General features: G+C 70.2%; 23 protein-coding genes and 1 pseudogene. 15 read left to right on the top strand and 9 right to left on the bottom strand.

Annotated features, from left to right (window positions below; genetic code table 11):
- Positions 1–99: 99 nt before the first annotated feature.
- Positions 100–837, bottom strand: a pseudogene (locus tag AC3CF1_RS23610) (M50 family metallopeptidase); the annotation flags it as partial.
- A gap of 101 nt (positions 838–938) precedes the next feature.
- Between AC3CF1_RS23610 and AC3CF1_RS23605 the strand changes: the two are divergent.
- Positions 939–1,490: a Uma2 family endonuclease gene (locus tag AC3CF1_RS23605; protein WP_328380904.1), complete on the top strand. Its 552-nt coding sequence runs from the start codon at positions 939–941 to the stop codon at positions 1,488–1,490.
- A 124-nt stretch (positions 1,491–1,614) separates the two neighbouring features.
- Positions 1,615–2,367, top strand: coding sequence for a GH25 family lysozyme (locus AC3CF1_RS23600; RefSeq protein WP_210793268.1), 753 nt, complete (start codon positions 1,615–1,617; stop codon positions 2,365–2,367).
- Between the two features lie 82 nt (positions 2,368–2,449).
- On the opposite strand, the gene AC3CF1_RS23595 is transcribed toward AC3CF1_RS23600, so the two are convergent.
- Positions 2,450–2,683 carry a hypothetical protein gene (locus tag AC3CF1_RS23595; RefSeq protein WP_488451276.1) on the bottom strand — a complete coding sequence of 78 codons (234 nt, stop codon included), beginning with the start codon at positions 2,681–2,683 and terminating at the stop codon, positions 2,450–2,452.
- 87 nt (positions 2,684–2,770) lie between these two features.
- Positions 2,771–4,792 carry a protein kinase domain-containing protein gene (locus AC3CF1_RS23590; protein ID WP_488451275.1) on the bottom strand — a complete coding sequence of 674 codons (2,022 nt, stop codon included), beginning with the start codon at positions 4,790–4,792 and terminating at the stop codon, positions 2,771–2,773.
- Positions 4,793–4,882: 90 nt separating this feature from the next.
- On the opposite strand from AC3CF1_RS23590, the gene AC3CF1_RS23585 reads away from it, so the two are divergent.
- The 5 genes from AC3CF1_RS23585 (at position 4,883) to AC3CF1_RS23565 (ending at position 9,663) form a co-directional block, all read left to right on the top strand.
- Positions 4,883–5,077 carry an acyl-CoA carboxylase epsilon subunit gene (locus AC3CF1_RS23585; protein ID WP_488451274.1) on the top strand — a complete coding sequence of 65 codons (195 nt, stop codon included), beginning with the start codon at positions 4,883–4,885 and terminating at the stop codon, positions 5,075–5,077.
- Positions 5,078–5,166: 89 nt separating this feature from the next.
- Positions 5,167–5,625 (top strand): hypothetical protein, encoded by a 459-nt coding sequence (locus AC3CF1_RS23580; protein ID WP_488451273.1) that lies wholly within the window; start codon positions 5,167–5,169, stop codon positions 5,623–5,625.
- A 1,378-nt stretch (positions 5,626–7,003) separates the two neighbouring features.
- On the top strand, positions 7,004–8,140 hold the full coding sequence (gene mycP, locus AC3CF1_RS23575; RefSeq protein ID WP_435794525.1) for a type VII secretion-associated serine protease mycosin: 1,137 nt from the start codon (positions 7,004–7,006) through the stop codon (positions 8,138–8,140).
- 204 nt (positions 8,141–8,344) lie between these two features.
- Positions 8,345–9,013: a Maf family protein gene (locus tag AC3CF1_RS23570; protein ID WP_488451272.1), complete on the top strand. Its 669-nt coding sequence runs from the start codon at positions 8,345–8,347 to the stop codon at positions 9,011–9,013.
- Complete coding sequence (locus AC3CF1_RS23565; protein ID WP_210793273.1) at positions 9,010–9,663, top strand: O-methyltransferase; 654 nt, start codon at positions 9,010–9,012, stop codon at positions 9,661–9,663. The genes AC3CF1_RS23570 and AC3CF1_RS23565 overlap by 4 nt, the downstream gene beginning before the upstream one ends.
- Positions 9,664–9,796: 133 nt before the next feature.
- Here the strand turns inward: AC3CF1_RS23565 and AC3CF1_RS23560 are convergent, their stop codons facing one another.
- From AC3CF1_RS23560 to AC3CF1_RS23550, 3 genes are all read right to left on the bottom strand, one after another.
- A complete protein-coding gene (locus AC3CF1_RS23560; protein ID WP_088946186.1) occupies positions 9,797–10,552 on the bottom strand; it encodes an ABC transporter permease in 756 nt (251 codons plus the stop codon).
- A gap of 17 nt (positions 10,553–10,569) precedes the next feature.
- Entirely contained in the window at positions 10,570–11,529 is a 960-nt protein-coding gene (locus AC3CF1_RS23555) for an ATP-binding cassette domain-containing protein (RefSeq protein ID WP_088946185.1), read from the bottom strand.
- 121 nt (positions 11,530–11,650) lie between these two features.
- Positions 11,651–12,262 carry a PadR family transcriptional regulator gene (locus AC3CF1_RS23550; RefSeq protein ID WP_354983507.1) on the bottom strand — a complete coding sequence of 204 codons (612 nt, stop codon included), beginning with the start codon at positions 12,260–12,262 and terminating at the stop codon, positions 11,651–11,653.
- A gap of 148 nt (positions 12,263–12,410) precedes the next feature.
- Here AC3CF1_RS23550 and AC3CF1_RS23545 point away from each other — a divergent pair, with 148 nt between their 5' ends.
- The gene (locus AC3CF1_RS23545) at positions 12,411–14,162 is read left to right on the top strand and encodes an acetyl/propionyl/methylcrotonyl-CoA carboxylase subunit alpha (protein ID WP_210793275.1); all 1,752 of its coding nucleotides are present in this window, start codon (positions 12,411–12,413) and stop codon (positions 14,160–14,162) included.
- A 75-nt stretch (positions 14,163–14,237) separates the two neighbouring features.
- Here AC3CF1_RS23545 and AC3CF1_RS23540 read toward each other — a convergent pair whose 3' ends face one another.
- A complete protein-coding gene (locus AC3CF1_RS23540) occupies positions 14,238–15,131 on the bottom strand; it encodes a LysR family transcriptional regulator ArgP (RefSeq protein ID WP_354983447.1) in 894 nt (297 codons plus the stop codon).
- A 69-nt stretch (positions 15,132–15,200) separates the two neighbouring features.
- On the opposite strand from AC3CF1_RS23540, the gene AC3CF1_RS23535 reads away from it, so the two are divergent.
- Positions 15,201–15,797 carry a LysE/ArgO family amino acid transporter gene (locus tag AC3CF1_RS23535; RefSeq protein WP_099850481.1) on the top strand — a complete coding sequence of 199 codons (597 nt, stop codon included), beginning with the start codon at positions 15,201–15,203 and terminating at the stop codon, positions 15,795–15,797.
- Between the two features lie 82 nt (positions 15,798–15,879).
- Positions 15,880–17,319, top strand: a complete 1,440-nt coding sequence (locus AC3CF1_RS23530) for a GuaB1 family IMP dehydrogenase-related protein (protein WP_099850479.1) — start codon at positions 15,880–15,882, stop codon at positions 17,317–17,319.
- A gap of 114 nt (positions 17,320–17,433) precedes the next feature.
- Here AC3CF1_RS23530 and AC3CF1_RS23525 read toward each other — a convergent pair whose 3' ends face one another.
- Positions 17,434–17,991 carry a TetR/AcrR family transcriptional regulator gene (locus AC3CF1_RS23525; RefSeq protein WP_488451271.1) on the bottom strand — a complete coding sequence of 186 codons (558 nt, stop codon included), beginning with the start codon at positions 17,989–17,991 and terminating at the stop codon, positions 17,434–17,436.
- An 83-nt stretch (positions 17,992–18,074) separates the two neighbouring features.
- Here AC3CF1_RS23525 and AC3CF1_RS23520 point away from each other — a divergent pair, with 83 nt between their 5' ends.
- The 4 genes from AC3CF1_RS23520 to AC3CF1_RS23505 all read left to right on the top strand — a co-directional run bounded on the left by AC3CF1_RS23520 (position 18,075) and on the right by AC3CF1_RS23505 (position 22,882).
- The gene (locus AC3CF1_RS23520; RefSeq protein WP_488451270.1) at positions 18,075–18,521 is read left to right on the top strand and encodes a DoxX family protein; all 447 of its coding nucleotides are present in this window, start codon (positions 18,075–18,077) and stop codon (positions 18,519–18,521) included.
- A gap of 25 nt (positions 18,522–18,546) precedes the next feature.
- Positions 18,547–19,029 carry a MarR family winged helix-turn-helix transcriptional regulator gene (locus tag AC3CF1_RS23515; RefSeq protein WP_088946177.1) on the top strand — a complete coding sequence of 161 codons (483 nt, stop codon included), beginning with the start codon at positions 18,547–18,549 and terminating at the stop codon, positions 19,027–19,029.
- On the top strand, positions 19,023–20,756 hold the full coding sequence (locus AC3CF1_RS23510; protein ID WP_488451269.1) for an ABC transporter ATP-binding protein: 1,734 nt from the start codon (positions 19,023–19,025) through the stop codon (positions 20,754–20,756). Before AC3CF1_RS23515 ends, AC3CF1_RS23510 begins: the two co-directional genes overlap by 7 nt.
- A gap of 200 nt (positions 20,757–20,956) precedes the next feature.
- Entirely contained in the window at positions 20,957–22,882 is a 1,926-nt protein-coding gene (locus AC3CF1_RS23505; RefSeq protein ID WP_488452122.1) for an ABC transporter ATP-binding protein, read from the top strand.
- Between the two features lie 39 nt (positions 22,883–22,921).
- On the opposite strand, the gene thrS is transcribed toward AC3CF1_RS23505, so the two are convergent.
- Positions 22,922–24,139, bottom strand: a complete 1,218-nt coding sequence (gene thrS / locus AC3CF1_RS23500; RefSeq protein ID WP_488451268.1) for a threonine--tRNA ligase — start codon at positions 24,137–24,139, stop codon at positions 22,922–22,924.
- A gap of 523 nt (positions 24,140–24,662) precedes the next feature.
- Between thrS and AC3CF1_RS23495 the strand changes: the two genes are divergently transcribed.
- A complete protein-coding gene (locus AC3CF1_RS23495; protein WP_088946175.1) occupies positions 24,663–25,286 on the top strand; it encodes a DedA family protein in 624 nt (207 codons plus the stop codon).
- Positions 25,287–25,333 lie beyond the last annotated feature (47 nt).

Here is a 25,333-nt window from a genome sequence, read left to right as displayed (position 1 = left end):
GTCGATCATGGAGTTGTGGTGCCTGGCTGCGGAGGTATTGCGGCTTTCGCGGCCCACCACAACTCCTTGATCGACCCGAACGGAGGCCGGGGGGTTGAGCGTCAGGCCTGCATCGGTGAGGATCGGGCCGGTCAGGAGCAGGGCGCCCGTGATCAGGGCGGCCAGGTTGACCAGGGCGAAGACGGTCACCCAGAAGAACGCCGGGAACGGGGTCAGCCCCGCGAGCTGGTCGGCGTCGGAGGCGGGCATCCGGCCGCGCGACCGCAGCCGTTGCAGCTCCACCACCGGGCGCACCCCGCCGAGCAGCAGAAACCACACCCCGGCGTACGCGAACGCGGCCTGCACCTGCGGGGTGGCGTACCAGGAGACGGCGAACACCAGCGCGCCGGTGACCAGCAGCGACACCACGCCGAAGGCGTTGCGGATCATGATGAGCATGGCGAGCAGCAGCGCCACAGCGACCCAGAGCAGCAGGGTGATCCGGTTGCCGCCGAGCAGCCACGCACCGGCCAACCCGACCAGGGGTGGGGCGACGTATCCGGCGAGCAGGGTGAGGATCATGCCGGGGCCGGTGGGTCGCCCTGCGGAGAGCGTGAGCCCCGAGGTGTCCGAGTGCAGCCGGATACCGCGCAGCTTGCGGCCGGTGAGCAGGGCGACGAGCGCGTGCCCGCCCTCGTGGGCGATGGTGATGGCGTTACGGGCGATCCGCCAGGGCAGTCGGGTGGACACCACCACCAGCGCGACGGCCGCGGTGATCAGCACCAGCAGCGGGGGCGGGTCCGGCTGCGCACCGAACAGCGTGTCCCACAGGTCGCCCAGCCCGTCCATCGACATCATGGGGCGCGAGCCTACCGGCGGCGTTCCGTGTCGCTCCCGAGGCACCGGCTCGTATCCTGTGAAACTGATCGGGCGGCGAGTGAAGCGGGAGGTGAGCGCCGATGAGTGCCGAACCCCTGGGACACCATGTCGGGCTCTGGACCGAGGCCGACTACTTCGCCTTGGGTGAAACCCCGGACCGGATCGAGCTGCTCGACGGGAGCCTGATCGTGAGCCCTGCCCCGAGCAAGCGGCACCAGTTGGTGTCGTGGGAACTCGTCTACAGCCTGCGTCGAGCGGTGCGACCACAATCCCTCCTCGTCTTCGAGGCGGTCAACGTTCGACTCGGGGTGGATCGGATCGTCATCCCCGATGTGGTTGTTGCGGACACCGACGACGAGGGCACGGCGGTGGAGGCTGCCGAGGTGGTGCTCGTCTGCGAGATCGTCTCGCCCGGCAACGCCGCCGCCGACCGGCTGGTCAAGATGCAGCTCTACGCCATTGCGCGAATCCCCTGGTATCTGCTGGTCGAGCAGGACGGGGACGGTCACTCATTGCGGCTGTTCCGGCTGGACGGTGAGCACTACGTCGAGGACCAGGTGGCAAAGCCGGGCGAGACTCTGACCGTCGTCGAGCCGTTCCGTTGGCAGCTCGACCCGGCCACTCTCCGCTGAACCACCCTCCACGACCACGGGGCCTTCACGACCCGCCGATGAAGCTTTTCTCTGCTCGCCTTGCGATCTAGGGCACTTAGCTTCAAAGATGGTTGTCGATAGAGTCACCCCCTTGGAGGCACTCATGGCCCGTACCCGATCATCGCTGCGCCGCGCACTCGCGGCCGGCCTCACCGTCCTCGCCACCGCGGCGGCGGCCCTGGTCGCGACCGCCGGACCGGCGTCCGCCGCCACCACCCCGGGCGTCGACGTATCCAACTACCAGGGCGCCATCAACTGGACCAGCGTCCGCAACGCGGGCATCCAGTTCGCCTTCATCAAGGCGACCGAGGGCACCAGCTACAAGGACCCGCGCTTCAACGCGAACTACGTCAACTCGTACAACGCCGGGGTGATCCGCGGGGCGTACCACTTCGCCCGGCCGAACATCTCCGCCGGCTCCACCCAGGCCAACTACCTGGCCTCCAACGGTGGCGCCTGGTCGGCGGACAGCCGCACCCTGCCGGCGGCCCTGGACATCGAGGGCAACCCGTACGCTGGCGGCTACTGCTACGGGCTCAGCACGACCGGAATGCGCAACTGGGTGCAGGACTTCCTGAACACCTACCGCTCCCGCACCGGCCGGTACGCGGTCATCTACACCACCGCCAGCTGGTGGAACCAGTGCACCGGCAGCTGGACCGGCCCGTGGGCGAACCACCCGCTCTGGCTGGCCCGCTGGTCGAGCACGCCGGGTGCCCTACCGGCAGGCGCGTCGGTGTGGAGCTTCTGGCAGTACACCAGCACCGGGGCCGTCTCGGGAATCAGCGGCAACGTGGACCGCAACTACTGGAACGGCGACCGGAGCCGACTGATCGCGTTGGCCAACAACACCTGACCGGGCCGTTGGCGGCAGCGGGATCGACGGTCACCAAACGGTCGACAATCGGTCCGGCTGCCGCCACACACCGGGCTACGGGTCAGGCCCGCCGCCGACTCAACGCCGGCACCATCACCGGAGCATCCTCGCGGACCAGCGCGTCCCGCCGGCTGAGCCGCCGGACGCCCACCGAACCAACGGTGATGGCAACGACGCCGAACAGCGCGACGAGTACCGGAAGCCCAACGCTGATCAGCAGCAGTGCCACATCGCCGAGTGCGACGAGCATCCACAGTGCCAGCCGGGGCCGGGCGTTCCTGTATCGGTAACCCATGTCGCACCTCCCTCCGTCGTTGGAGATCAGATACCCCGAACGACGCAAGAACATGCGAGAGAGGTTCGCGCAGGTGCGGAACGCCTGTCAGTTGACCCGATCGGGCTTGAAGCCCTTGACGATCTGGTCGAAGTTGGCGAGGTTGGCCTGCCAGTCCTTCTCCGCGATCTCCCACCGGATGGCGTAACCCCGGTTGGTGGCGGTTACGAAGCCCCGGTTGCGCACGTGGATGCGGGTGCCGTCCCGGCTCTCCAGCCACTCCCAGTCGGCGCAGGTCCGATACCAGTCGCAGGACTTGATGCTGCCCACCAACTGATAGTTGGTGACCCGGCCCTTGCGGTACGGTTCCTGACCCTTCCAGTCGACGACCGCGTCCTTCTTCGGGCTGGGGGTCCACTGGACCAGCAACTTGCCAGGCCCGCCGGACTGGTTGAAGACGACCGTGTCCGAGCTGGTCTGACGGCCGCTCCAGCCGGGTGGGAGCGGAATGGAGAAGGTCGGCCCCTCGTGCAGCTTCCAACCCGCCGGCAGCGCGTTCGGGTCGATCGACGGCGTGGCCGAGGGCGACGCACTCGGTGCGCCCGTGGTGGGCGGAGGCGCCGCCGGAGCCGAGGACTGCGCCGGCGCCGACGTCGCGGCCGCACCGGTCGTCGGGCCGGTCTGCGGGGTCTCGTTGTCGTCGCCCTTGGTGAGCATCGGCACGATCACCACGAGGCCGATCAGCAGCAGGGCCACAAGCGCCCCGATCAGCACGTTGCGTCGGGTGTTGTTCGGCTTCGTGCCGTCCGACGGCGGGACCGCCGCACGCCCGGCCGGACTCACCGGCGGCATGAGCGACGTCGGCGTCGTCGGCTTGCGCTGCTCCGGGGCCACCGGCGGTCCGTCGACCACAGTCGGTTCTTCGTCGACGTTCGCCGTACCGTCGCCGACGCTCGTCGTACCGTCGCCGGTCGTGTCGGCCGTGGCCGTGACCTTCGCGGTCGGGTCGGCATCGGACGGGCTGTCGATCGTGGCGGTCGGCTCGGCCGGCACCACCGCGGTCGGGTCGGCTGGCACCGGTGCGGTCGGGTCGGAATGCTCGCCGGAGGGGACGACGGTCGTCGGCTTGGCATCGCCAGCGGGGGCCGCAGCAGCGGCAACCGAGGCTGTGGCGGAGGCCGGCGGCGGCGACACCGGCCGGTCGGCGCTCTCGGCAGGTCGCGGTGCCGGCACCACCGGCAGGCGCGGCTGGCGCGGGCCGTTCGGCCCCGGCCGGCGTACGCCATCGAGCAGTGAAATCCCGCGCGCCCGCTTGCCCCCGGCGCGGCGCAGCAACCGCTCCGCCACCTCGGCGGTGATCCGCTCGTTCGGGTCCTTGCGCAGCAGCCCGTTGAGCACGGCCTTGAGCGGGCCGGCGTTCTTCGGCGGCGGGATCGGCTCGGTGGCCAGCGCGGCCAGGGTGCCGATCGCCGACGGCCGAGCGTACGGAGACTTGCCCTCCACGGCCGCGTAGAGCGTCGCGCCCAGCGACCACAGGTCCGCCTCCGGCCCGGCGGTGCCGTCGCGGGCACGCTCCGGGGAGATGTACGCCGGTGAGCCGAGAACCATGCCGGTGCGGGTCACATTGGGGTCACCCGGGATCGTGGCGAGACCGAAATCGGTCAACACCACCCGGCCGTCGTCACCGAGCAGCACGTTGCCCGGCTTGACGTCGCGGTGCATGACGCCCGCCTTGTGCGCGGCGCTCAGGGCACCCAGCACACCGAGGCCGATCTCCACCGTCTGGGCCACCGACACCGGGCCGTCTTCGGCGAGAGTGTCCTGCAACGACTTCGACGCCACGTACTCCATGACGATCCACGGATCGCCATCGGTGCGCAGCACGTCGAAGATGCGGACGACATTGGCGTGGTTGAGCCGGGCGATGGCCCGGGCCTCCCGCAACGAGCGCTCCCGCATCTCGCGGCGCTCCTCGTCGGTGAGACCGGGCGGCGGCACCAACTCCTTGATGGCGACGTCCCGGTGCAGCACCTCGTCGCGCGCCTTCCACACCCGGCCCATGCCGCCCTGGCCGAGCGGCGACAGAAGCCGGTATCGGTCAGCGACAAGTTGGGGAAGCGCGTTCGACATCGGTGAGACGGTACCCGGACCCGCCGACGCTCACACCGCCGGCACGCCACTGTCCGCTTCCCGCAACTTCGCGCCGCGTACCCTGGCGTCATGTCTGCCGAAGAGCCGCTGATCCGGGTCGTCCGCGGCGTACCCACCGCCGAGGAACTGGCCGCCCTCGTGGGGGCGATCGTCGTCCGCTCCCGCCCGGCCACGGCCCCCGCACCGGCGGCCACGTCCGCCTGGGCGCACAGCGGCCGACCGGCCAGCTCCCGCGGGTGGCGCGCCGCCGGCCTGCCCCGCTGACCCGACCCGCCCGGGCGGGGGCTGCCAGGGGCACGCCCAGCCGTTACCCTCACTCAGGGAAGCGGTGCCGTCACAGGTAGGGAGGATCCATGATCCCCGAAGAGGGCCGGCCAGCGCCCTGGCTACGCGGTTACGGCGGCATCGAGGCCGACATCAGCCAGCTCCGCGACTTCGCCGACCGGCTGGCCGCCGAGGTCGAGAGCAACTACGCGCCGCACCTGTCGTACATCGCCGAGGACATGTCCGCGAAGCTGCCCAACCCGTGCGACGCGTTCGTCGAGCTGGTCACGTTCCTGCACGCGCACCACGAGACGCAGCAGGCCACCGCCGACATGGTGTACGCCGTCCGGGGCGCCACCGGCCACCTGGCCGCCGCCGCCGATCGGGTCGCCACGCACTACGCCGACAGCGACGCCTTCACCGCCGCCCGCGTCGTCGACGTGCGACGGGCCCTCGCCGACCCGAGCACCGTCCTGTCCGGCCGCCCGACACCCATGCTGACCGACCCGACCGGCCCCGACGCCGAAGGACCGGTGGTGCTGCCGTGATCGAACGGGGCACCGGCCGCACCTCCGGCCTCACCGACTGGCAGCTCATGGACGTCAACAGCATGTGGGCCTGCCTGCACGACCACGACACCGCCAACCACTGGAAACAGGTCGCCGGCTGGCGCAAGGTCTGCGACCTGGCGCAGATCCACCTCGGCCGCCTCCAGGAATACCGGCGCGGGCTCGCCGAGGCCTGGCCACCCGAGACCAGCGCCGCCTCCAGCACGTACCTCGCCGAACTCGACCAGCTGATCGACAAGGTTCGGCGCACCCACGACGCAGCCGCCGCGAACTACACCGCCCTGTCCGCCGCCACCCAGGCCATCGGCACCACCCGCGCCGCGCTCAGCAAGATCTACGAGGAGTACGCGGCCAAGCTCCAGCAGAAGCAGGCGTACGACTCGATGGCCGCCGACCCGAAAGCCGTGATGGGCAACCGGGTCACCGAGGCGCCCGTTACGGATGGCGAGCTGGAACGGCTGAACTCGCAGGCACGGGCCATGATGTTCAGCCTCAGCGGAGAACTGCAACAAGCCCAAGCGACGCTCCAAAAACCACCGCCACGACCCGCCCCCCGGATCGATGAGCAGCTTTCAACTACGTCGGTAGAAGCCGCTCCGCTAATTCCCCCTATTATTCCGGTACCGATTCGACCATCGGGACCGAGTTACCCAGCCGAACGCCCGCCGAGCAATCCCCAAGCAGAGCGATTGTCCACAGCGACTGGGGTGGGTCCTGTACTTGGCGGGGCAAGCATGACGCCAGCTACACCAGTCCAGGACTCGCTACGCTCTCCGCAGTTGGGCCAGGTAAACCAGCCTTCAAGCTTGGGGCTGCCACCAAACCTCGGGCCCGCTCCCACTGGGTCGCGAATCGGCCGGGCGCCGACTGAACCACGCGGACCGCTTGGACGACAAACTTCTGAGGGATCTAGAGGCAATGGGGTCAGCCCAACGACAACGCCCCGACCGATGCCACCTGGCGGCTTAATCGGTGGAACACCCGCTCTAGGACTTGGTCAACCGAACAGTGGTTCAACCCCACCGCGTCGAGTCAATCCCGTTGGGGGAGTTATCGGGGGTGGTAGCGCTGGAACAGCACCAACGGGAGGGGCAGGCTCACGGCCGAGTGCTCCGCGTGCGCACGGTGGCGCAAATGGCATGCCGCCCCTTGGTGGCGCCCCTGGCACAGGCACCAATTGGAGCTTGGGCAGCCCATCCGCTCGCGCTGGGCGACCCCATCACGATGACGGCGACGGGAAGCCAGACAGGTGGGACCCTGACCATCCTTGGAGAACAGAGCAAGGAGTAGCCCCAGTCGTGCTGCCGCCCGACGAGGATGGTCCGGTCGACCCAGGCCCCGCCCTCGGCCTTCCTCGGTGAGATCATTTCTTGTCCTCACCTTCCTGGCGGTGTTAACCCTTCCGGGGGGAACTGCCGCACCTAATTTTCAAATTCCTGACAATCGCACCAACCCGGAGCAGTGGCACCTAGGATTTCTCAGGGTCGCGGATGCGCACAAGATTAATCAGGGCGACGGAATTACGGTTGCACTTCCGGATAGCGGCGTAGATCAGCACCCGGACCTACAAGGGAACCTCCTTCCCGGCAAGGATGTGATCCCTGGAGGCAGCGGGGATGGACTTGCCGACAAAGACGGTCACGGGACAGGCATGGCTGGACTGATCGCTGCTCACGGCGAAGGGAAATTAGGCGCAGTTGGCATTGCACCTAGAGCCAAGATCTTGCCGATCTTTTGCTCACCCCCTGGCCGGGAGGGCGATACAGAGTCACTGGCAGCCGCGATCGAATATGCTATCAGCAGTGGCGCGGACGTCATCAGCGTATCGATTGGCGGCAGCGCGAGTGGTCGACTACAGCAGGCAATTAGAACAGCTGCGCAATCCGACATACTTGTTGTCGCCGGCGCTGGCAATACGCCTTCGGCACAAAACGTTGGCTATCCCGCACGCTATCCAGAGGTTATCGCTGTTGGTGGAGTCGACCGGGATGGGAACCGCGCTGCTGTCTCCGTTACCGGACCGGAGATTGACGTGGTCGCACCTGCGGTCGACATCTACAGCACGAGCATCGACGGCAAGTACCGCAAAGGGACTGGGACCTCCGACGCGACGGCGATCGTGGCAGGGGCGGCGGCCTTGATCAGGTCGAAGTACCCCTATCTGCCCGCACGTGAGGTAGCGCACCGGCTCACTGCGACCGCCGTCGACAAGGGCCCGCCTGGGCGTGACGACGAGTACGGCTATGGCGTGATCGACCTGGTGGCGGCACTGACGGCAGACGTACCGCCGCTTGGGTTTGAGTCGGTGAGCGCGCCGGCCGGTGCTGGCCCGTCGACGACGGCGGCCGGGTGGCGGCCAGGTGATGATGGCAGCGGCGCGACGGCACGAGGCCTGGCCACTCTGGGCGTGATCGTGGCTGCCGGGGTGGCTTGGGCGGTGGTGGCGCGGCGTCGGCGCCGCAGCGATGATCCGCCGCCCAGAATTAGCCGCTGATCGGTCTGCGGCAGGCTGATCGACTCGGGCTTCTTGATGTCGCGGTATCCAGGCCAGCAGGACACCCCCGATTTCAAGGAACCCGAGTCGATCAAGGGCGAGCCCCAGGAGATCGAGGGCGAGCCCGAAAGGATCAGGGGCGATCGACCTTGGTCACGGTTGGTCTTGAGTCGTGGTGGAGGGCTTGCCGGTAACGTCGGGCTCGTGTCTGACTCTTTGCCGCTTCGCCTCGTGCTCGCTTCGGCGAGCCCTGCCCGTCGTAAGTCCCTCCAGGCCGCCGGCATCGAGCCGGACGTGCTGGTCAGCGGGGTGGACGAATCCCTGGTGGTGACCGACCGGGCCGAGGAGTTGTGCCTGGAGTTGGCGCGGCTCAAGGCACAGGCGGTGCTGACCCGGCTGAGCGCGGCCAGCGATCAACGCACGTTGGTGATCGGCTGTGACTCGGTGCTGGCCTTCGACGGGGAGATCCTCGGTAAGCCGGCGGACCCGGCCGATGCGACGCGGCGTTGGCAGCGGATGCGTGGGCGCAGCGGTGTTCTGCACAGTGGGCACTGCCTGATCGACGTCGTCGCCGGGCGGCGCGCGGAGGCGGTCGCGTCGACGACCGTCCACTTCGCAGACATCAGCGACGACGAGATCACCGCGTACGTGGCCAGTGGCGAGCCGCTGGCTGTGGCCGGCGCGTTCACGATCGACGGGCTCGGTGGGGCGTTCGTGGAGCGGATCGAGGGTGACCCGGGCACGGTGGTCGGGTTGTCGATGCCGCTGCTGCGCCGCCTCCTCGCCGAACTCGATCTGCGGATCACCGACCTCTGGACGAAGGTCGCGCCGGGCGGCCAATCTGTCGAGCCACTCGGTAACGTCCGGTCATGACCACCAAGTCGATCCCGCTCACCGATGAGCTGCACGCGTACCTTGTCGCACACGGCGCTCCGCCCGACGAGATCATCCAGGATCTGGCCGAGGAAACCCGGTCGGTGTTGCCGGAGCACGCCTCCATGCAGGTGGCACCGGAGCAGGCGGCCTTCCTGACCTTCCTGACCCGGCTCCTCGACGTGCGGCAGGCCGTCGAGGTCGGCACGTTCACCGGGCTGTCGTCGCTGGCGATCGCCCGTGGGCTACCCGACGGTGGGCAACTGACCTGCTTCGACGTCTCCGAGGAGTTCACCGGCATCGCCCGGCGCTACTGGGCGCGTGCCGGTGTGCAGGACCGGATCGACCTCCGGATCGGCCCGGCCGGGGAAACGTTGCGGGAGTTGCCGCACGAGCGCTACCTGGACTTCGCGTTCATCGACGCCGACAAGACGGGCTACCCGGTCTACTGGGCCGAGTTGGTGCCCCGGATGCGGCCCGGTGGAGTGATCGCGGTCGACAACGTCCTGCGCGGCGGGCGGATCCTCGCGCCGCAGAACGAAGGCGACCGTGCCATCGCCGCCTTCAACGACGAGGTGCTCGCCGACGTACGGGTGGACCCGGTGATGCTGCCGATCGCGGACGGCCTCACCCTCGCCCGCGTGCGCTGAGCGCGATGATCCACTCGAGTTCCTGGAAGTCGCGGCATCCCACGCGGTAGGACACCCCGACTTCCAGGAAACCGAGTCGATCAAGGACGAGCAGGCAAGCAGGCCGGCGCCAGGCAGGCAGGCCGGCCAGCTTCTAGCGGACGCTGCGGGCGAACTGGCGTGCCGCCCAGTAGACGCCCAGCACGGCGAGCACCGCGGTGATGCTCAGGCCCTGCCAGACCTTGTCGCTGCCCAGGTCACCGGCGAACAACGCGCGGGTGCCGTCGACCGCCCAGGAGAACGGGTTCCAGTCGGCGATGCCCTGCAACCAACCGGGCGCGAACGTCAGCGGCAGCAGGATGCCGGACAGCAGCAGCACCGGCTGTGCCACGGTGTTCATCAGGGGGGCCAGCGCGTCCTCGCTCTTGACCTTGAGCGCCACGCCGTAGGAGACGGCCGAGGTCATGAGGGCGATGAGGGCCAGCATCAGGTACGCCAGCAGCAGGTCACCGATGAACACCCGCAGGTCGAACAGGAGCGCCAACAGGGTGATGATGACGGCCTGCACGAGAAGTGAGACCACGTCGCGCAGCGAGCGGCCGAGCAGCAGGGCGAGCCGGCTGATCGGGGTGACCCGGGAGCGTTCGATGACCCCGGCTCGCAGCTCGGCGATGAGGCCGAAGCCCTGGAACAGGCCACCGAAGATGGCCAGCAGGACGAGCAGACCGGGCACGAAGATCTTGTAGGCGGCGGCCTGGGTGGGTGCGTTCAGGGCTGGCTTGAGCAGCGGGGCGAAGAGCAGCAGGTACATCACCGGCTGGAAGACGCCGACGAAAACCCAGACCGGGTTGCGCAGCAGCAACTGGGTCTGCCGCTGGAAGATCAGCCACGTGTCACGGGCGAATTTCATGAGTGGTCTCCGGGTGGTCAGGACTCGCGCAGCGAGCGGCCGGTCTTGGTGAGAAAGACGTCGTCCAGGCTGGGTCGGTGCAGCTCGATCGAGCGCAACTCCAGGCCTGCGTGGTCGAGTCGGCGTAGCACCTGCGGGATGGCGGTGGCGCCCTCGTCGACGTAGAGGCGCAGGCCGCCCTCGTCAACGGTTTCCAGCTTGTTGACGTACGCCTCGCCGTCGAGCGACTGGGCGGCCTGCGGGGTGGCGGCCAGGTCGAGGCCGACCAGCACGACGTCGCCGGAGATCTCCCGCTTGAGCTCGGCGGGGGTGCCCTCGGCCACGATCTCGCCGTTGTCCATGATCGCGATCCGGTCGCAGAGCGCGTCGGCCTCGTCCAGGTAGTGCGTGGTGATGAAGACGGTCATCCCGTCGTTGCGCAGCCGCCGGATCTCGTCCCACATGTGCGCGCGGCTCTGCGGGTCGAGGCCGGTGGTCGGCTCGTCCAGGAAGACGATCTTCGGCTCGTGGATGATGCCGAGCGCGATCTCGACCCGCCGGCGCTGTCCACCGGAGTAGGTCTTGCACTTGCGGTCGGCGTACTCGGTGAGCTGGAAGGCGTCCAGCGCGCGGGCGGCGCGGCGCTGCGCGTCGGCCTTGCCGATGCCGTACATGCGGGCGTGCAGCACCAGCTCCTCGCGGGCGGTGGACTCGTCCCAGGTGCTGCCGCCCTGCGGGACGTAGCCGATCCGTCGGCGCACCTCGGCCGGGTCCTTGCGCAGGTCGGCGCCGGCGATGGTGGCGTCGCCGCCGTCCGGCTCGATCAGCGTGGCGAGCATCCGCAGCGTGGTGGTCTTGCCTGCGCCGTTCGGGCCGAGAAAGCCGAAGATCTCGCCCTCGGTGACCTTGAGGTCGACGCCCCGCACGGCGTCCACCGTCTTCGTCTCTCGACCCGCGCGGGAGCGGAAGGACTTCCGCAGCCCCCTGGTCTCGATCATCTCTGCTCCTGGTCGTTCGGGTCGGCCGGGCCGACCTCCGAGTGGGACGACGCCGGACGGCGCACTCCCCCGCTGTGCCGTCAGCAGGCTAACGCGATATAGCTTCTATGGTCAACGTTGATTATTTCGCGTTGGAGCCCGGCGGGTCCCCGTCGTTCCCCCAACCCGACCAACCTTCGGCGTTCTCCAGCTCAGCAGGCAGGTACGACACACCGGATTCGATCCGTTCCGCGATCCGCTCGCACCAGCCCAGCTCAGCCTCCGCCCGCTCCGACCAGAGTTCGAACAACCAACCGACGTGCACCGGCTTGCTCTTGCGCATCCAGTCGGACTCCAACGAGGCACGCATCGAGGCGACGCTGGCGCGCAGCAGGTTGGCCCGGTTCCGTAGGGCCGCCGCCGCCTCGGAGCGGGGCAGCGCCGGCAGGAAGCCGAACGCCGCGGAGAACGGGTCCAACGGCTCGGACAGCCCCCACCAGAAGCCGCGCAGCAACGTCTGGAACTCGTCCTCCCCCGTCGACGTCACCTCGTACGTGGTCCGCGCCGGACGGGCACCGACCTGCTCGGTGGCAACGGCCCTGAGCAGCCCTTCCTCGCTGAGCTTGCGCAGGGCGTGATAGATCGAGCCGGGCTGCACGTTCGCCCACTTGTCGGCACCCCAGCTCAGCAGCTCACGGCGCACGTCGTAGCCGTGCACGGGCTGCATCCACCGCACCAGACCGAGGATCATCAATCGAGTCGAAGACACCACACAAGCGTAATAGACAAGTTTGACTAGAGTGTTGCGGCACAGTGCGGCATCCCACACTGAGCGATCGTTAGGGCCGGCAGGGTGGCCGATACACTCCCCGTCAGTAACCTGCCCGGGAGGAGCCACGAAGGTGCGCAAGGTACTCATCGCCAACCGCGGCGAGATCGCCGTCCGGGTGATTCGTGCGTGCCGCGACGCCGGTCTGGACAGCGTCGCCGTGTACGCGGACTCCGACCGTGACGCCCTGCACGCCACCCTCGCGGACGAGGCGTACGCGCTCGGCGGCGACAGCGCGACCGAGACGTACCTGCGCATCGACAAACTGCTCGACGTCGCCGCCCGGTCCGGCGCCGACGCCGTGCACCCCGGCTACGGCTTCCTCTCCGAGAACGCCGACTTCGCCCAGGCTGTCATCGACGCCGGGCTGACCTGGATCGGTCCCACCCCGCAGGCGATCCGCGACCTGGGTGACAAGGTGACCGCGCGGCACATCGCCCAGCGCGCCGGCGCTCCGCTGGTGCCGGGCACCCCGGACCCGGTGGCCAACCCGGACGAGGTGATGGCGTTCGCCGTCGACCACGGCCTGCCGGTCGCCATCAAGGCCGCCTTCGGTGGTGGCGGACGCGGCCTCAAGGTCGCCCGGACGATGGAGGAGATCCCGCAGCTCTTCGAGTCGGCCACCCGGGAGGCGGTCGCGGCGTTCGGCCGGGGCGAGTGCTTCGTCGAGCGTTACCTGGACAAGCCCCGGCACGTCGAGGCGCAGGTCCTCGCCGACCAGCACGGCAACGTGATCGTGGTCGGCACCCGGGACTGCTCGTTGCAGCGTCGGCACCAGAAGCTCGTGGAGGAGGCTCCCGCGCCGTTCCTCAGCGACGCCCAGCGGGCCCAGATCCACGACAGCGCCAAGGCGATCTGCCGCGAAGCCGGTTACCACGGCGCCGGCACTGTCGAATACCTGGTCGGCGTGGACGGCACCATCTCGTTCCTGGAGGTCAACACCCGACTCCAGGTCGAGCACCCGGTCACCGAGGAGACCGCCGGCATCGACCTGGTCCGCGAGCAGTTCCGGATCGCCGACGGTGAGAAGCTGCGGATCACCGAGGACCCGACGCCGCGTGGGCACTCCATCGAGTTCCGGATCAACGGCGAGGACCCGGGCCGCAACTTCCTGCCGGCCCCGGGCACGGTCACCGCACTGCGGCTGCCCACCGGCCCGGGCGTGCGGGTCGACACCGGCATCTCGGCCGGCGACGTGATCGGCGGCAACTTCGACTCGCTGCTCGCCAAGGTGATCATCACCGGTGAGACGCGGACCGAGGCGCTGGAGCGCGCCCGTCGCGCGCTGGACGAGATGGTCCTCGACGGCATGGCCACCGCGCTGCCGTTCCACCGACTGGTCGTGCGGGACGAGGCGTTCACCGCCGAGCCGTTCAGCGTGCACACCCGGTGGATCGAGACGGAGTTCCACAACACCGTGCCGCCGTTCACCGCCGCCGCCGGCGCCGCCGAGGCGCCGGCCGAACGCGCGACCGTCGTGGTCGAGGTGGGTGGCAAGCGTCTCGAGGTCAGCCTCCCCGCCAGCTTCGGCGGGAGTACGACCACCGCGGCACCCGCCTCCCGCAAGGCGGGCCGGCGCGGCGGCGGTGCCAAGGCCGGCGCTCCGGTCGGCGGCGACACTCTCGCTTCACCGATGCAGGGCACCATCGTCAAGATCGCAGTGGCGGACGGCGACACCGTGGCCGAGGGCGACCTGGTGGTGGTGTTGGAGGCGATGAAGATGGAGCAGCCGTTGCACGCCCACAAGGCGGGTACGGTCAGCGGTCTCAGCGCCGAGGTCGGCGCCGTGATCACCGCCGGCGCTCCCATCTGCACCATCGCCTGAGCGACTGCCCGGAAGGCCCCTGACGGCTGCGGCGGGCGATCGGCCCCGACGTAGCGGGTGAGACGGGGCCGGCGGTCAGCGCAGGCTCTCGGCAGCGACCGCGCGGACGGCGGCGGTCAGGGCGTTCAGCACGTCCGACTCCAGTCGCCAGTGCTGCCAGTGGAGCGGGACGTCCAGGTGTCGGCCCGGCACGAGGTCGACGCAGCGACCGGCGGCCAGGTCGGCCTCGGCGATCTGCTCCGGCACCAGACTCCAGCCCAACCCGAGCCGGAGGGCCTCGCTGATGGCCGGCACCGACGGCACGTAGTGCACCGGCGGGTCGAGCGGTCGGCCCGCCACCGCACGGATGAAGCGGTGCTGCACCCGGTCCTTCCGGTCGAAGACGATCAGCGGCGTGACCGCCAGCGCGGACGCGGTTAAACCCCCGGCGAAGTGGGACGACGCGAACTCCGGGGTGGCCAGCGCGCGGTAGCGCATGGCCCCGAGCCGCAGCACACGACAGCCCTGCACGGCCTCCCGCTGGGCGGTGACCGCCGCCGTCACCGAACCGTCCCGGAGCAGCTCGGCGGTGTGGTCCTGGTCGTCCTGCCGCAGGTCGAAGGAGAGCCCGGCCTCCTGCGGCAACCTGGCCAGCGCGGCGGGGAACCAGGTGGCCAGTGAGTCCGCGTTGACCACCACGGCGACCCGGACGCGGCCACCACCGGCCAGCGGGCCGCGGGCGTCGGCCAGTGCCTCCCGTTCGAGCAGCGTGAGCTGGCCGGCCAGGCGCAGCAGTGGGCGGCCGGCGTCGGTCGCCACACACGGTCGGGCCCGGCGGACCAGCACCTGGCCGACGGTCTCCTCCAGTGCCTTGATCCGTTGACTCACCGCCGACGGCGTGACGTGCAGCAGCCGGGCCGCCGCGTCGAAGCTGCCCTCCGACACCACCGCGGCGAGCGTGCGCAGCTGCGCCGAGTCGAGACCGTTCATAAGCAGAGCTTAAGTTGCCTCAGAATCTTTAGTTGGACTGGTGGACGTCGAGAGCCCTAGCGTCGACCCGTGCTCACCTCCGCCGTCGCCGGCTTCTCGATCTCCATCGCCCTCATCGTCGCCATCGGCGCCCAGAACGCCTTCGTCCTGCGTCAGGGCCTGCGCCGCGAGCATGTCGTACCCGTGGTGCTGACCTGCGCCGCGTCGGACGCGCTGCTGATCATGGCGGGCGTGGCCGGGGTTGGCACGCTGGTGACGGGTCGGCCGGGCCTCCTGGCGGCGATCCGGTGGGGCGGCGCGGCGTTCCTCCTCTGCTACGCGCTGCTCGCCGCCCGCCGCGCGCTGCGTCCCGGCGCCCTGTTGCCCACCGAGCGTCCGCCGGCCACGCTGGGGGCGACCCTGCTCGCCTGCGCCGCCTTCACCTACCTGAACCCCCACGTCTACCTGGACACCGTGCTGCTGCTCGGCGGGGTGGCCCAGCAGCACCCGCACCGGTGGGTGTTCGGCGCCGGAGCCGCCCTGGCCAGCGGGGTCTGGTTCACCGCCCTCGGCGTCGGCGCGCAGCGCCTCGCGCCGCTGCTCGCCCGTGCCGGCGCCTGGCGGGTGCTGGACGCGGTCATCGCCGTCGTGATGGCCGGGCTCGCCGTGGCGCTCCTGGTGGGCTGACCAGCTCTGACGCGGCGTCGACGGGAGTGTTTTCCACGACCACCGGCGGCGGGACGCTCAACGAGCGGGGATGATGGGCCGAGTGCGGTTCCTACACGGCGCGGCTCCCGCGCACGACCTGACCTATACCGACGTCTTCATGGCGCCGGCCCGCTCCGACCTGGGCTCCCGGCTCGACGTCGACCTTTCCACCAGCGACGGCACCGGCACCACCATCCCGCTGGTCGTGTCGAACATGACGGCGGTCGCCGGCCGGCGGATGGCGGAGACGGTGGCCCGCCGGGGCGCGATCGCGGTGATCCCGCAGGACATCCCGATCGAGGTGGTGGCGAATGTCGTCGCCTGGGTCAAGCAGCGGCACCTGGTCTACGACACGCCGATCACCCTGGGGCCCACCGAGACCGTGGGCGACGCCATCCACCTGCTGCCAAAGCGTTCGCACGGCGCGGTGATCGTGGTCGACGACGCCGGCCGGCCGATGGGCGTGGTGACCGAGGCGGACACCACGGGCGTGGACCGGTTCGCTCAGCTGCGGCACGTGATGTCCACCGAGCTGCACACGGTGCCGGCGGACGCGGACCCGCGTACCGGTTTCGACCTGCTCTCGGCGGGCCGTCGCCGGCTCGCTCCGGTGGTGGACGCCGAGGGGCGGCTGGTCGGGGTGCTGACCCGGCAGGGCGCGCTGCGCGCGACCCTCTACACGCCGGCCGTGGACGACCGCGGTCGGCTTCGCATCGCCGCGGCGGTCGGCATCAACGGTGACGTGACCGGCAAGGCCGCCGCGCTGCTGGAGGCGGGGGTGGACACGCTGGTCGTGGACACCGCGCACGGCCACCAGGCGCGGATGATCTCGGCGCTTCAGGCGGTCCGCAAGTTGGACCCGGGGGTGCCGGTGGCGGCTGGCAACGTGGTGACCGCCGAGGGGGTACGCGACCTGGTCGAGGCCGGGGCGGACATCATCAAGGTCGGCGTCGGGCCGGGTGCCATGTGCACCACCCGGATGATGACCGGCGTGGGTCGGCCCCAGTTCTCCGCCGTGCTCGACTGCGCCGCCGCCGCCCGCGAGTTGGGCCGGCACGTCTGGGCCGACGGCGGGGTGCGCCACCCACGGGACGTGGCGCTCGCGCTCGCCGCCGGGGCGTCGAACGTGATGATCGGCTCCTGGTTCGCCGGCACCTACGAGTCCCCCGGTGACCTGTACACCGACGCGGACGGCCGGCGGTACAAGGAGAGCTTCGGGATGGCCTCGGCCCGGGCGGTCAGTGCCCGTACCGCCGACGACAGCCCGTACGACCGGGCCCGCAAGGCGGTGTTCGAGGAGGGCATCTCCTCGGCCCGGATGCACCTGGACCCGGCGCGACCCGGCGTCGAGGACCTGATCGACGAGATCATCGCCGGGGTACGCAGCGCGTTCACGTACGCCGGCGCACGGGACCTGACGCAGTTCCACGACCGGGCGATCGTCGGCGTGCAGAGCGCCGCCGGCTTCACCGAAGGAATGCCCCTCCCCACAAGCTGGTAACCCCACCACCCCACCCTCGTTGATCATGAAGTTATTGCCTCTCACATCGGCGTGTCATGGCAATAACTTCATGATCGACCGGGAAAGGCCGAGGCCGGCGGGGGCACCGCGCCCTTACGCGGCCAGGCGGCGGAGGACTTCGCGGGCTGCCTTGCGGGGATTGTCGCCCACCCGCTCGGGCAGCGCGCCGGCAAGCCAGAGGGTGGCGAAGCCGTGCGCGATCGACCAGGCGGCGAGCGCGTCCCGGTCGGTGTCACCGGGCGCGCCACCGGTGGGCAGGGTGGCCACCCCGGAACGGAGCGCAGCGCCGGAGCGCTCCCGGGCCGCGATCAGCTCGGCGTCGTCGGCCCGGTAGAACTCGGGCCGGAACATCACCTCGAAGTACGCGCGGTGCGTGACGGCGAAATCGACGTACGCGACGCCGGCCTCCAGCACGTCGTCCGCGTCGATGAGCTTCTGTGCCAGCAGGTCGAAGCCCTGGGCGGCAAGCGCGGTGAGCAGGCCCGCCTTGTCGCCGAAGTGGTGCGCGGGCGCGGCGTGCGAGACACCGGCCCGACGGGCGAGGTCGCGCAGACTCAGCGCGGCGGGCCCGACCTCCCCGATGGCCTCCAGAGCTGCGGCGAGCAGGGCGCGGCGCAGGTCGCCGTGATGGTACGCACGCGTCTCGGTCATGCCCCAATCCTATCTTGTCATTGACAAGATGCTCCTCTGACGCGCAATCTTGTCACTGACAAGTTTCACCAAGGAGGTTTTCGATGGCACCCCTGATCGCTCTGGTCGTCGGCACCGCGCTGGCCCGACTCGCCGACCTGGCCGGCGTCTCCGCACTGGATGGTTGGCATCCCGCACTACGGGTCGGGCTGGCCGTGATGTTCGCGCTGACCGCCGTCGCGCACTTCGTCGGTCAGCGCCGAGCGGACCTGATCGCGATGGTCCCGCCGCAGCTGCCCCGCCCGGATCTGCTGGTCACGCTCACCGGCGTGCTGGAGCTGGTCGGCGCGGTCGGCCTGCTGATCCCGGCGACCGCCCGGGTGGCGGCGGCCGGGCTCGCCCTGCTCATGCTGGCGATGTTCCCGGCCAACGTCTCGGCCGCCCGCCGGAGGCTCACCCTCGCCGGGCGTCCCGTCACCCCGCTCGCACAGCGCACGGTCCTGCAGATCGTGTTCGTCACCACTGCTGCGGCAATTTCGTTTGGCCCCTGACTATCAGGGAGCTAATCTACCCGTCGTGGAACTCGTGACCCTCCAGGACGTGCCGCTCGGCCGACTGCTGGTGGTGGCCGGGCACCTGGTCGGGCAGCGGTGGAACCGCTACCTCGCCGAGGAGCACGGCCTCACCCAGGCCGGCATGGTCACCCTGATGACACTCGCCCGACACGGCGAGCTGCCCCACCGGGAGGTCGCCGAGAAAGGCTTCGTACGCCCGGCGACCCTCACCGGCATCGTGGACACGCTGGCCCGGGAAGGGCTCGTCGAGCGGCAACGCGACGACAGCGACCGACGCAGCGTCCGACTCGCCCTCACCCCCGCCGGGCGGGAGCGAGTGTCCGCGCTCAGCGCACTGATGCACTCCGGACGCCCGCTCACCTCGGTCGACGCCGACCCGGTGAAGGCCCAGGTGATCCGCGAGTTCCTGTTGGAGGTCATCGGCAGCGGGGACGACCCGCGGATGACCGGACGCCCTACCGAACCGAAGGATCCGGCGTGCTGATCCGACTGTTGCGCAGCCAACTGCGCACCTACCAACGACCGTTGCTGGCGGTGGTGCTGCTCCAGTTCGTGGGCACCATGGCCTCGCTCTACCTGCCCAGCCTCAACGCCGACATCATCGACCAGGGCGTGGCGCGCGGCGACACCGACTACATCGTGCGCACCGGCGGGTGGATGCTGCTGGTCAGCCTGATCCAGATCGTCTGCTCGATCGCCGCGGTCTACCTCGGCGCACGGGTCGCGATGGGCTTCGGCCGGGACGTACGCGCCAGGCTGTTCGGGCACGTCAACCGCTTCTCCGCCCGCGAGGTGGCCCGGTTCGGTGCGCCGTCGCTGATCACCCGCAACACCAACGACGTGCAACAGGTGCAGATGCTCGTGCTGATGAGCTGCACGATGCTCGTCGCGGCGCCGATCATGAGTGTCGGCGGTGTGTTCATGGCGCTGCGCGAGGACATCGGGCTGTCCTGGCTGATGCTGGTCAGCGTGCCGGTGCTGGCCATCACGCTCGGCGCGATCATCCGCCGGATGGTGCCGGGCTTCCGGCTCATGCAGACCCGGATCGACACGGTCAACCGGGTGCTGCGCGAGCAGATCACCGGCATCCGGGTGGTCCGCGCGTTCGTCCGCGAGCCGTACGAGACGGACCGCTTCGGCGTCGCCAACGCCGACCTGACCGCCACCGCGCTGCGGACCGGCCGGCTGATGGCGTTGATCTTCCCGGTGGTCATGCTGGTGCTGAACGTTTCCAGCGTGGCGGTGCTCTGGTTCGGCGCACAGCGCGTGGACTCCGGCGCCATCCAGGTCGGCGCGCTCACCGCGTTCCTGCAATACCTGATGCAGATCCTGATGGCCGTGATGATGGCCACCTTCATGCTGATGATGGTGCCCCGGGCCGCGGTCTGCGCCGAGCGGATCACCGAGGTGCTGGACACCGACTCCTCGGTGGTCCCCGCCGCCGAGCCGGTCACCGACCTGCCCACCCGGGCCGAGTTGGAGATGCGCGGGGTGCGCTTCCAATATCCGGGCGCGGTCGACCCGGTGCTTCGGGACATCTCCTTCCGGGCCACCCCGGGCACCACCACGGCGATCATCGGCAGCACCGGCGCCGGCAAGACGACGCTGCTGTCGTTGATTCCCCGTCTGGTCGACGTCACCGGGGGCGCGGTGCTGGTCGACGGGGTGGACGTGCGGGAGTTGGCACCGGACGAGCTGTGGCGGCGCATCGGCCTGGTGCCGCAGCGGCCGTACCTGTTCACCGGGACGGTCGGCAGCAACCTGCGGTACGGCAACCCCGACGCCACCGACGAGGAACTGTGGACGGCGTTGGAGATCGCCCAGGCCCGGGACTTCGTGGCCCAGATGCCGGGCGGTCTGGAAGCACCGATCGCCCAGGGCGGCACCACCGTCTCCGGTGGACAGCGGCAGCGCCTGGCCATCGCGCGGGCGCTGGTCCGGCAACCGGAGATCTACCTCTTCGACGACTCGTTCTCCGCGCTCGACCTGGGCACCGACGCGCGGCTGAGAGCGGCACTGCGGCCGGTCACCGCGCAGTCCGCAGTCGTGATCGTCGCCCAACGGGTCTCCACGATCATCGACGCCGACCAGATCATCGTTCTTGAGGACGGAGGGGTCGTCGGAGTGGGACGACACACCGAGTTGTTGGAGACCTGCCCGACGTACGCCGAGATCGTGGCCTCCCAGCAGACGGCGGAGGTGGCGGCATGAGCGAGCCCGACAACACGCGTACCCCGGCCGTACCCAGTCAGAAGCCGGCCGGCGACGGACGGACACCGGATGAGACCGCGCAGCAACCCGGCGGGGGACCCGCGCAGCAACCCGGCGGGGAAACCGCGCCGGAGACCGGCGGTGGCGCGGCGACGCCGAAGCGGCTGCCACCCGGCGGTCACCGCGGTGGCCCGGGATGGATGAGCGCCGGGATGCCCGCCGAGAAGTCGATGAACTTCGGGCCCTCGGCCCGCCGGTTGCTCGGCCGCCTGCGCTCACACCGGCTGCACCTGGCCGCGATCATCACGCTCGCGGTGGTGAGCGTCGGGTTCAGCGTCGCCGGGCCGAAGATCCTCGGCCACGCCACCGACCTGATCTTCACGGGGGTGATCGGCCGGCAACTGCCCGCCGGCACCACCGCCGACCAGGCCGTCGCCGCGGCCCGGGCCAGCGGCAACGACAGCTTCGCCGACATGCTGGCCCGGATGGACGTGGTGCCCGGGACAGGCATCGACTTCAACGCGCTGAAGCGGGTGCTGCTGCTGGCCCTCGGGCTGTACCTGGCCGCGAGCCTGCTCTCCTGGTGGCAGGGCTGGCTGCTCAATGGAGTGGTCCAGCGCACCGTCCTGCGGCTGCGCGCCGAGGTGGAGGAGAAGCTCAACCGGCTGCCGCTGCCCTACTTCGACCGGCAGCCGCGCGGCGAGCTGCTGAGCCGGGTCACCAACGACATCGACAACATCTCCACCAGCCTCCAGCAGACCCTCAGCCAGCTGCTCACCTCGCTGCTGACCGTGGTCGGCGTGCTGGCCGTGATGTTCTGGATCTCGCCGCTGCTGGCCCTGGTGGCCCTGGTCGCGGTGCCCCTGTCGGTGCTGGTCACCCAGCGCATCGCCAAGCGCTCGCAGAAGCAGTTCATCGCCCAGTGGACGCACACCGGTGAGCTGAACGGTCAGATCGAGGAGGCGTACACCGGTCACGAGCTGGTGAAGGTCTTCGGCCGGCAGCGTGAGGTGGAGGCCGCGTTCCACGCGAAGAACGACGAGTTGTTCCGCGCCAGCTTCGGGGCGCAGTTCGTCTCCGGGATCATCATGCCGTCGATGATGTTCATCGGAAACCTGAGCTACGTGGCGATCGCCGTGGTCGGCGGGCTGCGGGTCGCCTCCGGGACGATGAGCCTCGGCGACGTGCAGGCGTTCATCCAGTACTCCCGCCAGTTCACCCAGCCGCTCACCCAGCTCGCGTCGATGGCCAACCTGCTCCAGTCCGGGGTGGCCTCGGCCGAGCGGGTGTTCGCGGTGCTCGACGCCGACGAGCAGACGCCCGACCCGGTCGAACCCGCCCGGGTCGCTGACCCGCACGGTCGGGTCGAGTTCGAGCACGTCTCGTTCCGCTACGAGGCGGACAAGCCGCTGATCGACGACCTGTCGCTGGTCGCCGAGCCGGGGCACACGGTGGCCATCGTCGGCCCGACCGGCGCCGGCAAGACCACGCTGGTCAACCTGGTCATGCGCTTCTACGAGCTGGACGCCGGCCGGATCACGCTCGACGGGGTGGACATCACGACGATGCGCCGCGACGACCTGCGCGGCCGGATCGGCATGGTGCTCCAGGACACCTGGCTCTTCGGCGGCACCATCCGGGACAACATCGCCTACGGGCGGCCGGACGCCACCGAGGAGCAGATCCTCGCGGCGGCCCGGGCCACCTTCGTGGACCGGTTCGTGCGCAGCCTGCCCGACGGCTACGACACGGTCATCGACGAGGAAGGCAGCAACGTCAGCGCCGGCGAGAAGCAGCTCATCACCATCGCCCGCGCGTTCCTCGCCGAACCGTCCCTGCTGATCCTCGACGAGGCCACCAGCTCGGTGGACACCCGCACCGAGGTGCTGCTCCAGCGGGCGATGGCCGCGCTGCGTTCGGACCGGACCAGCTTCGTCATCGCGCATCGGCTCTCCACCATCCGAGACGCCGACCTGATCCTGATGATGGAGAACGGCCGGATCGTCGAACAGGGCACCCACGAGCAGTTGCTCGCCGCCAAGGGCGCGTACCACCGGCTCTACCGCTCCCAGTTCACCGGTGCGGTGGTCGACGAGGAACCGGCCGCCCAACCGGCGTCGGTCTGAGGTCGGGCGGCCGTGCGCGCGAGACGATCGGTGGGCGGGTCAGTCCGACGGCAGCAGGTCGGTCGCGCGAGCGGCGACCTGCCCGCCGATCAGGGCGAGCGCGGCTTCGGCGGGCATCGGGTCCAGGGCACGGCCGCCGCGCAGGCGCAGCGCGAGAGAACCATCGGCGGCCTCCCGGGCGCCCAACACCCCGAGGTACGGGACGCGGCGGCGGGCCGCGTCCCGGATCCGGGCACCCAGCGAGCCGGCGGCGTCGACCTCGACCCGCAGGCCGGCGTCGGCGGCCCGCCGGGCCAGGTCCGCCGCCTCGTCCGCCTGACCGTCGTCGACCGGCAGCAACACCAGCTGGACGGGCGCGTACCAGGCCGGGAAGGCGCCCTCGTGCACCTCGATGAGGTACGCGAACAGCCGCTCCATGCTGCCGACCAGGCTGCGGTGCAGCATGACCGGCCGATGCCGGTTGCCGTCGGCACCGGTGTACGACAGGTCGAACCGCTCGGGTTTGTCGAAGTCGAGTTGGATGGTGGAGATGGTCGACTCCCGGCCGGCCGCGTCCACGATCTGAATGTCGATCTTCGGTCCGTAGAAGGCAGCCTCCCCGGGCGCCTCGACGTACGCCATCCCGGCCAGCGCGGCGCGGAGCAGGTCCTCCGCACGGGCCCACTGCGCGTCGTCGCCGACGTACTTCTCGCCCGGTCCGCGCAACGACAGCCGGAACCCGGCCGGTCGGACGCCGAGCGCGGCGTGCGCGGCACGGATCAGCCCGAGGATCTCCGCGACCTCCGCGCCCACCTGTTCGGGCGCGCAGAAGGTGTGCGCGTCGTTGAGCGAGATGGCGCGTACCCGGGACAGCCCACCGAGCACCCCGGAGCGCTCCGAGCGGTACATCCCGCCCAGCTCCGCGATCCGCAGCGGCAACTCCCGGTAGGAGCGGCCCCGAGCCCGGAACACCAGCGCGTGGTGCGGGCAGAGCGCCGGTCGGAGCACGAACTCGTCGTCGGCGCTGAGCCGCATGGGCGGGAACATGTCGTCGGCGAAGTAGCCGAGGTGCCCGGAGAGTTCGAAGAGTTCGCGTTTGCCCAGCGGCGGCGAGTAGACGTGCTGGTGGCCGGAGCGACGCTCCAACTCCCGGACGTACTCCTCGACGGCGTGCCGGGCGGCGGCGCCGGCCGGCAGCCAGATCGGCAGGCCGGCGCCGGCCAGCGGATCGGAGACGAAGAGGTCCAGCTCACGGCCGAGCCTGCGGTGGTCGATCATGTCGGGCTCCTGGATCGGGTACGACCCGGAGGCGACCTGGACACCGAACGCCGCGCGGCCATCCGGGGCGGATCGCCCCGGGGCCTGGTCGACGGTGGTTACGTCAGAGCGGCGCGCCGGGGACACCCGGCGTCGTGGTCACCACTACCGCACTGCGCATGCCGCGATGCTACGTCTCAGGCGGTCGAGGACGCACCTGAATTACGACAGTGGGAGAGCGGGCAGGGGGTGGGCCGCCGGCGCGGGACCCGCCGGCGGCCCTGGCGGCCCGAAACGTCAGGAACGGGGGACCCGACGGGCGTGGCCGCGCCGACAACGGTACGCCGACGAACGCCGATCCGCCGACCGCTCCGAGACGGTTGGGACGGCCACCGGACCCGTCACCCGGGGCCGGTTCGCCTCGTTGTACCTGGGTGGCCTGGCCGTGTCGACGGTCACGACGGGCCAGGGCCGTCCACGGTGACGGCGGACACGCCGTCAGGCTCAAGACACCCAATCGGCCGCATCCGGCGAGGTGGCAGGCGTGCCCGAACTACTGACTGACGTCGCATCGCCGACGTGGGCGTACCTGGTGCTGCTCGCTCTGCTGATCGCGGACGCCTTCGTGCCGGTGATCCCCACCCAGATCGTCATGATCACCAGTGGCGCCCTCACCGTCTACGGCGGGCTCAGCCTGCCGGTCACCATCGCCGTCGGCGCGCTCGGCGTGTTCGCCGGCGACCTGGCCTGCTACCTGCTCGGGCGCAGCGCACCGGACCGGCGGCCACCCCGGCACGCCGAGCTGAGCCGCGCCCGCCGAGTGGCCAGTCGGGTCACCCAGGGGCTGCGACAACCCGGGCCGCTGGTCATCCTGCTCTGCCGGTTCGTGCCCGGCGGCCGGATGGCGGCCTGCTTCTCGGCCGGGCGCAGCCGCTACCCGTACCGCCTGTTCGTGCTCTACGAGGCGGTCGCCGCGCTGGGTTGGGCCACCTACGGCGCGATGGTCGGGCACCTGGGCGGCACCGCTCTCACCGAGTCGGCCTGGCGGTTGGCCATCATCGCCACCGCCGCCGCAGGCGGGTTCGCCGCAGCCGGATGGGCGATGACACTGGTCAGCGCTCGCCACGCCCGCGCCGCCGCCGCAGTCGTCAAAGTCCCCATCGACTGAGTGTCGCCAGACCAACGGGTATAAGCTCTGCTTATATCGACTGCATG

The organism is Micromonospora sp. MGP-C2 (assembly GCF_057766525.1).
This window is presented reverse-complemented; position numbering and strand designations above follow the sequence as displayed.